This is a genomic window from Methylobrevis pamukkalensis (assembly GCF_001720135.1).
GTDB classification, from domain to species: Bacteria; Pseudomonadota; Alphaproteobacteria; order Rhizobiales; family Pleomorphomonadaceae; genus Methylobrevis; species Methylobrevis pamukkalensis.
In genome coordinates this window covers 23,817-30,557 of the sequence record NZ_MCRJ01000045.1, presented here as the reverse complement: position 1 = coordinate 30,557, position 6,741 = coordinate 23,817, and the positions used below count along the sequence as shown (strand labels likewise).

At 65.9% G+C, this 6,741-nt stretch carries 7 protein-coding genes; 3 read left to right on the top strand and 4 right to left on the bottom strand.

The window, feature by feature from the left end:
* On the top strand, window positions 1-1,484 hold a 1,484-nt coding region (locus A6302_RS09345), incomplete at its 5' end, for an LTA synthase family protein (RefSeq protein ID WP_069306820.1).
* A gap of 85 nt (window positions 1,485-1,569) precedes the next feature.
* Here the strand turns inward: A6302_RS09345 and puuE are convergent.
* The gene (gene puuE / locus A6302_RS09340; protein WP_069306819.1) at window positions 1,570-2,481 is read right to left on the bottom strand and encodes an allantoinase PuuE; all 912 of its coding nucleotides are present in this window, start codon (window positions 2,479-2,481) and stop codon (window positions 1,570-1,572) included.
* Between the two features lie 461 nt (window positions 2,482-2,942).
* On the opposite strand from puuE, the gene A6302_RS09335 reads away from it, so the two are divergent.
* On the top strand, window positions 2,943-3,230 hold the full coding sequence (locus A6302_RS09335) for a hypothetical protein (RefSeq protein WP_069306818.1): 288 nt from the start codon (window positions 2,943-2,945) through the stop codon (window positions 3,228-3,230).
* Window positions 3,231-3,274: 44 nt separating this feature from the next.
* Here the strand turns inward: A6302_RS09335 and A6302_RS09330 are convergent, their stop codons facing one another.
* Both A6302_RS09330 and A6302_RS09325 read right to left on the bottom strand, forming a co-directional pair.
* Window positions 3,275-4,612 carry a CmpA/NrtA family ABC transporter substrate-binding protein gene (locus A6302_RS09330; protein WP_069306817.1) on the bottom strand — a complete coding sequence of 446 codons (1,338 nt, stop codon included), beginning with the start codon at window positions 4,610-4,612 and terminating at the stop codon, window positions 3,275-3,277.
* 61 nt (window positions 4,613-4,673) lie between these two features.
* Window positions 4,674-5,264 carry an ANTAR domain-containing response regulator gene (locus tag A6302_RS09325; protein ID WP_069306816.1) on the bottom strand — a complete coding sequence of 197 codons (591 nt, stop codon included), beginning with the start codon at window positions 5,262-5,264 and terminating at the stop codon, window positions 4,674-4,676.
* 141 nt (window positions 5,265-5,405) lie between these two features.
* Between A6302_RS09325 and A6302_RS22110 the strand changes: the two genes are divergently transcribed.
* Window positions 5,406-5,567: an LPXTG cell wall anchor domain-containing protein gene (locus A6302_RS22110; protein WP_141703600.1), complete on the top strand. Its 162-nt coding sequence runs from the start codon at window positions 5,406-5,408 to the stop codon at window positions 5,565-5,567.
* Window positions 5,568-5,615: 48 nt separating this feature from the next.
* Here A6302_RS22110 and A6302_RS09320 read toward each other — a convergent pair whose 3' ends face one another.
* Window positions 5,616-6,590, bottom strand: a complete 975-nt coding sequence (locus A6302_RS09320; protein ID WP_069306815.1) for a 2-hydroxyacid dehydrogenase — start codon at window positions 6,588-6,590, stop codon at window positions 5,616-5,618.
* Between the last annotated feature and the right edge of the window lie 151 nt (window positions 6,591-6,741).

Below are 6,741 nucleotides of genomic sequence, written 5' to 3'. Positions count from 1 at the left end.
AGCTGACGACCTTCCTCCTCGAGCGCCACTATGCCCTGCCGCGACTGGTCCGTGGTCGGCCGCTGCTCGCCCGGGCCATGGCCATTTTTCTGACCACGGTGCTGTTCCTGTTCTGGTTCGCCCTGTCCTGGCGTCCGGTCTTTGCCGCAGCTAGTTCGATCGTCACGCTGGTGATCGTCACCTACATCAGCAACTTCAAGTACGACGTGCTGTTCGAGCCCCTGAGTTTCGCCGATTTCTGCCTGGTCCCGCAGATCCTGCGCCATCCCGACCTGTATTACGCAAGGTTTCTCTACGAATGGCCGTTCTGGTCGGGTGTTGCGGCGCTGCTGGCGTCGATCCTGCTCTGGTTCGTGCTGGAACCGTCGGTGATCCCCGACTTCCCCTACGCCACGCCGATTGCGGCAGCCGGAGGCATCCTCGCCTTCCTCCTGTCCCTCTACATGCTGCGCGGCATGTCGCATCTGCCACCGCTCGCCCGGGCGTTGCGCACCCTGGCGCCGGAGGCTTCGATCCGCGAGGACACGGCGCGCTTCGGTCTCTACGGCGGCATGTGCCTGCACATCGTCCGCTGGCTCGCGACCCCGCCCGGACGCGAGACGCCGTCCCTTGGCGAGCGCAATCACGCCTGGGCCGCGGCGACGCCGACCGAGCGCCCGGCCCGTCCGCCGCTGGTGATCGTGATCCAGTCGGAATCCTTCCTCGACCTTCACAATGCCGGCTACGCCCACTGGCCGCTGCAGAACCTCGAACGCGCGCGCCGGCGTGCCGAGGCTCATGGCCGCCTCGTGGTGCCGACCTCCGGTGCCTGGACCATGCGCACGGAATATTCCTTCCTCACGGGGCGCAACATCCAGTCCTACCGCTTCGATGCGCTGGATCCCTACCTGCGCGCGGCCTTCCGGGCGCCGGAAACGGCCGCCCAGCGGCTGGCCGAACTCGGCTACCGCGCCGCCTTCATTCATCCCTTCGACATCCGCTTCTTCCAGCGGCACAGGCTCTATCCGCGCTTCGGCTTCTCGCGGATCATCGAGCAGGCCGCCTTCGAGGCCAAGGACCGCTATGGCTACTATATCTCCGACCGGGCGGTGACGGACCGGATCATCGAACTGATCGACGCGGCCGAGAAGCCGACCTTCATCTACTGCGTGACGATGGAGAACCACAATCCGTGGCGGCGCGGCCGGCTCCCGCACATCAAGAACCCGCTGATGCAGTACAAGGACCACCTGCGCAACGCCGACGAGATGCTCGGCCGGGTGATCGAGCGGCTGGACGCGCTCGACACCGAGTCGATCGTCTGCTTCTACGGCGACCACGTGCCGATCATGCGCGCTCTCGCCCACCCCTTTCCCGACAACCGGACCAACTACGTGATCCTGCGCTGCGGCGCGGCCGCAAACGCTCGCCGGGTCGCAGAACCTCCGCAGCCACAGACGGCCGGCGTCGAGGATCTGATGGCAATGATCCTGAAGATGCTCTGACGTCAGACGAGAATCCGGCACGCGAAGCACCCGAAGAGCCGCGTCCCGTCTGCCCCGGCGGATCAGGCCGTGACGTCAGGTCCGGTCAGGGCGCCGGATGATGCGCCGCCCAATGCCAGGCAATGTCGATCCGGCGCGCAATCCAGACCTTTTCCTTCGATGCCACGTAGTCGACGAAGCGGGCCAGCGCCGCCGCACGGCCGGGTCGACCCGCGAGCCGGCAATGAAGTCCGATCGACATCATCTTCGGCGCGCCCGCCTCGCCCTCGGCATAGAGCATGTCGAAGCTGTCCTTGAGATAGGTGTAGAACTGCTCGCCGGTGTTGAAGCCCTGCGCGGTGGCAAAGCGCATGTCGTTGGCGTCCAGCGTGTAGGGAATGACGAGATGCGGCCCCTTCGGTCCGCTCACCCAGTAGGGCAGATCGTCGGCATAGGAATCGGAGGAATAGAGGAAACCGCCCTCCTCCATCGCCAGCTTGAGGCTGTGCTGTGAGGCCCGGCCGGTGTACCAGCCGAGCGGGCGTGAGCCGGTCACCTCCTCGTGGATGCGGATCGCCTCCATGAGATGCGCCCGCTCCTCCTCCTCGGTGAAATCCTTGTAGTCGATCCACTTCAGGCCGTGGCTGGCGATCTCCCAGTCGGCCTCCTTCATGGCGGCGACGACCTCGCGGTTGCGCATCAGCGCCGTTGCGACGCCGTAGACCGTCACGGGAATCGAACGGGCGGTGAACAGCCGCCACAGCCGCCAGAAGCCGGCGCGCGAGCCGTATTCGTAGATCGATTCCATGTTCATGTGGCGCTGGCCGGGCCAGGGCTGGGCGCCGATGATTTCCGCGAGGAAGGCCTCGGAGGCGGCGTCGCCGTGCAGGACGTTGTTCTCGCCCCCCTCCTCGTAGTTGAGCACGAACTGGACGGCGACATTCGCGCCGTCCGGCCAGTTCGCCTGCGGCGGCGTCGCGCCGTAGCCCACCATGTCGCGAGGATAGCTGTCCTGCATGCCCGTCTCCCGTCGATGGCCTCGCCGCACCGGGAATCAGATCCATCCACCGGGCGAAACACACCATAACCTGCTGATCGTGCTTGTGCGCGCACGTCCGTCCGACGCGGCACCCATACGATCCTCGTCGGCGAAACTTCCGTCACAGCGCTCCGATTTGCAAGGCAACCTGCGGCGAGGGTGTATCAGGAGAGAATTCTTCATCCAGGCGCGGAACCTTTTGCCGCTTCCCGCGTATGGATGAAGGCATTTCGGTCCCGCACGGATGTTCGGCGTGCGCGCCGATGTTCGAAGTGGCCCTCTGCTCCGGGAAGGCTGTCCGTGCCATAGTCCAAGCAGCGCGGCATGACCGTAGTTGTCTCGACTGGAATTGCCGAAATTGAATTGGTAATCAGTTTGTTAACTTTTTGCTCTAGATTCGTGAATGTCTGCCGATGAAGTGCGGAAATGGAGAGACCGACATGGCCGTGATTGCAAAGCGTGAGGAGCATCTGTCGAACGACGTGTCCGCCGCGAGCGTCGGCCATGCGATGCCGATGATCATGTCGGCCGATGCGCGGGTGTCGCGCGAGCGCGGCGCGGTCGTCCGCCGCCTCGATGCGATGAAGGACCACCTCCTCACGTTCCAGCCGGCCAGCGGCAACGAAGCCCTGAAGCTGCTTCGCGCGGCGTTCCCCGACAGCCCCCTCTCCGAACGCGTCGCCGCGCTCGGCGTGCTGTCCGGGGGCTCGGACACGCCCTTCGCCTGACCTTCTGCGCGTGGCCCTGACCGACGTCCTGCGGACCGCCGGCGTCAGACGGTCCCGTCCTCGAAGGAATGACGCAGCGGCGTCGAAATCTCGAAACCATCGATGTAAGCTTCGATCGCGTCCGGCCGGAACACGCGACCATCACAGAAACGGTCTGCTCCGACCGTGAGCGCGCTGCCCCCAAGAGAGGGCACCACAAGCGGTCCGTCGCTGGCCCCCTCGATGCGGCTGTCGGCCACCGGCATGGCCGTGTCCGTCCCCGCCAGCGCCTCGCGATAGATGTCCGGCCGGAAGGCCGAGGCCGAAAGGTCCACGAATCGTTCGTCGAAACGCACCTGCCCCCAGCGCACCATCTGGCTGTAGATCCACAGCGCCTGGCTGCGCCACGGGAAGTTCGCGGCCCCGTGGTGGAACACGAAATAGTCGGGCACGCTGCGACTGACGCCGGACGGATCGACCATGAATTCGCCGGTGAGCAGCCGCTTCAGGATCGACAGCGGCGCACCGATATAGGCGGGCCGCGCGAGGATCTCGGCGAGCGCGTCACGATTGCCCGGCGTATCGCACCAGCGGGCCGCCGCATCCAGCGCCACGATCAGCCTGTGCACGGTCTCCAGATTCGCCTCCGCCCATTCCGGGCGCATGCCGATCACCTTTTCCGGGCTCGCCGCCCAGAGATCCGCCTTGGTGGCGACGATCCGTCCGACCCCCGCTTCCACGCCGAGCATGTTCCACGGCGCACCGACGCAGAAGCCGTCGATCGCGCCGGCGGCCAGCGCGTCGGCCGTCAGCGGTGGCGGCACCACCACCATCCGCACGTCCTGGTCCGGATGGATGCCGGCCGCGCCCATCCAGTAGCGGAATTCGTAATTGTGGGAGGAGAAGGGATAGGTCATCGCGAAGGTGAGCATCGGCTCGCCGTTGGCGCGCCGCTCCTCCACCACCTTGCGCAGGGCGAATGCGTTCTCCATCGCGCTCTCGGTGCCGGAAAGCCCGGCGGAGCGCTGCATCTGCCGATAGAGCGCAACCGACAGCGTGATCGCGTTGCCGCCAAGGCCGAGGCTCATCGGCGCGATCAGCGGATGCGGATTGGAGCCGATCCCCAGCGCGGCCGCCACCGGCATCGGGCTCAGCATGTGCGCGACATCGAACTGGCGGAAGGTCAGCCGGTCGCGGATGTTCGACCACGACACGTCCTTCACCAGATCGAGCTCGATGCCCTCGCGCCGCGCGAACCCCAGTTCGGCCGCGACGATCAGCACCGAGGCATCGACGAGCGGAATGAAGCCCGCGCGCACATGGCGCGGACCGGGCGCCCGCTGCAGGACGGGCGCCGGCTCGGTTCCCCCCGATTCGATCCCCGATGTGGTCACGCTGTCCATCCTCACTCCAGACCGCGGGGATCAACGCCCGCGACACGGCTTTGCCCGGCGGATCGACCCGTCATTTCCCGAACAGGGACGCGGCGGTCACCACGCTCTGGGCGATCTCGACGAGCTTCTTCTTCTCGTTCATCGCCGACTGCCGCAGCAGCCGGTAGGCGTCTTCTTCGGAGAGGTTGCGCGATTTCATCAGGATGCCCTTCGCGCGCTCCACGATCTTGCGCTCCTCCAGCGCGCTGCGCGCCTCGCTGAGCTCGCGCTGCAGCTTGGAGAAGGCGTTGAAGCGGCTGATGGTCATGTCGAGGATCGGCTTCACGCGCTCCTTGCGCAGGCCGTCGACGATGTAGGCCGAAACCCCCGCCTCGATCGCCGCCTCGATCGAGGACGTGTCCGACCGATCGACGAACATCGCCACCGGCCGGCTGACCATGCGCGACACATGGAACATCTGCTCCAGGACGTCGCGACTCGGATTTTCCAGATCGATGATCACCACATCGGGGTCGAGCGCCACCAGGCGGCGCAGCAGGCTCTGGGTCTCGCGGATGATGGTGATGTCGGTGAGGCCGGCGGCGCGCAGTCCGTCTTCCAGGATCGCGGCACGAACCTGATTCTCGTCGATCACCGCGATGCGGAGCGGAGCCTGACTCATGACGCGACTATCTCAAGGCCCATGCTGCAATGCAATGGAAGACGAAGCCCCCTGGGCATCCGAAGGGAGGCGAGGAAGCCGCCGAACAATCCCGGGTGCCACGAGTTGGCTCAGGAGACCGGAAATTCGAAAGGACGCAACGTGACGACCGACAACATTCTCTGGCTTTTCGTCATCGTCGGGGGACCGCTGCTGCTGGCCGGTGCCTTCATTTACGGCATGCGGCGCAATCGCAAGCTGACGGCCCCTGAAAAGAACGCGCAGGATGCCCGCGTCCGGGATCTCTACGACAAGGACCGGTGACGGCATCGCCCGCACCGGTCCCTGATCTCTTCCGATCGGGGTCGCCGCTCAGGCGACCCGGTCGCGCGGGGCCTCGCCCTTGAAGTAGGCCTCGAGGTTTTCCATCACGCGCCAGCCCATGTCCTCGCGGGTCGACAGCGTGGCCGAGCCCAGATGCGGCAGCAGCACGGCGTTCTCGCATTCGAGCAGCGCCGGGATGATCTTCGGCTCGCCCTCGAACACGTCGAGACCGGCACCGCCTATCGTTCCCGCCTTGAGCGCGGCGGCGAGCGCGTTGCCGTCGACCACTTCACCGCGGGCGGTGTTGACCAGGATCGCGGTCGGCTTCATCAGCTTGAGGCGCGCCTCGTTGATGAGGTGGTAGTTGTCCTTGCCGCCCGGCATGTGCAGCGTCACGACGTCCGCTTCTGCCAGCACGGCCTCGATCGAATCACGGGACTCGGCGCCGGTCTCGGCCGCCAGTTCCGGCTTCACCGGGAAGGCGTCGAAGTAGATCACCTTCATGCCGAAGCCGAAGTGCGCCTTCTTGGCGGCTTCCCGGCCGATGCGGCCGAAGCCGAGCACGCCGAAGGTGCCGCCGGACACGCGGGTGCCGATCATGTGGGTCGGGCGCCAGCCGGTCCACTTGCCGGCGCGCAGTTCGCGCTCGCCCTCGCCGACGCGACGGGCAGCCGCCAGCATCAGGGTGATGGCAAGGTCGGCGGTGCAGTTGGACAGCACTTCCGGCGTGTTGGTGACGATGAAGCCGGCCTTCTTGGCGGCGTCGGTGTCGATGTGGCTGTAGCCGACGCCATAGCTGGCGATGATCTTGGTACGGGCGCCTTCGACGTCGAGCACCGAGGCGTCGACCTTGTCGGACACGGTCGGGCAGAAGGCATCGTAGTCCATGAGCGCCTGACGCATCTCGTCGGCGGTCATCGGCACGTCGCTCTCGTTGAGCGTGACGTCGTAAAGCTCCTTGAGCTTGGCCTCGACGGCTTCCGGCCAGCGGCGCGTCACGAGAACCTTGGGCTTGTCTGCCACGGCTTCCCCCTTTTGTAAGATCTTCGTTGCTGTACAAACACCTCTGCCCCGCGCTCGCCAAGAGACGGGGCGGACAATCTTCTATTCCGGCCGGACCATAAGCTCAATTCGGCGCGAAGACAGCGTCTTTTCCGCGCGTGCCGAAGGATAC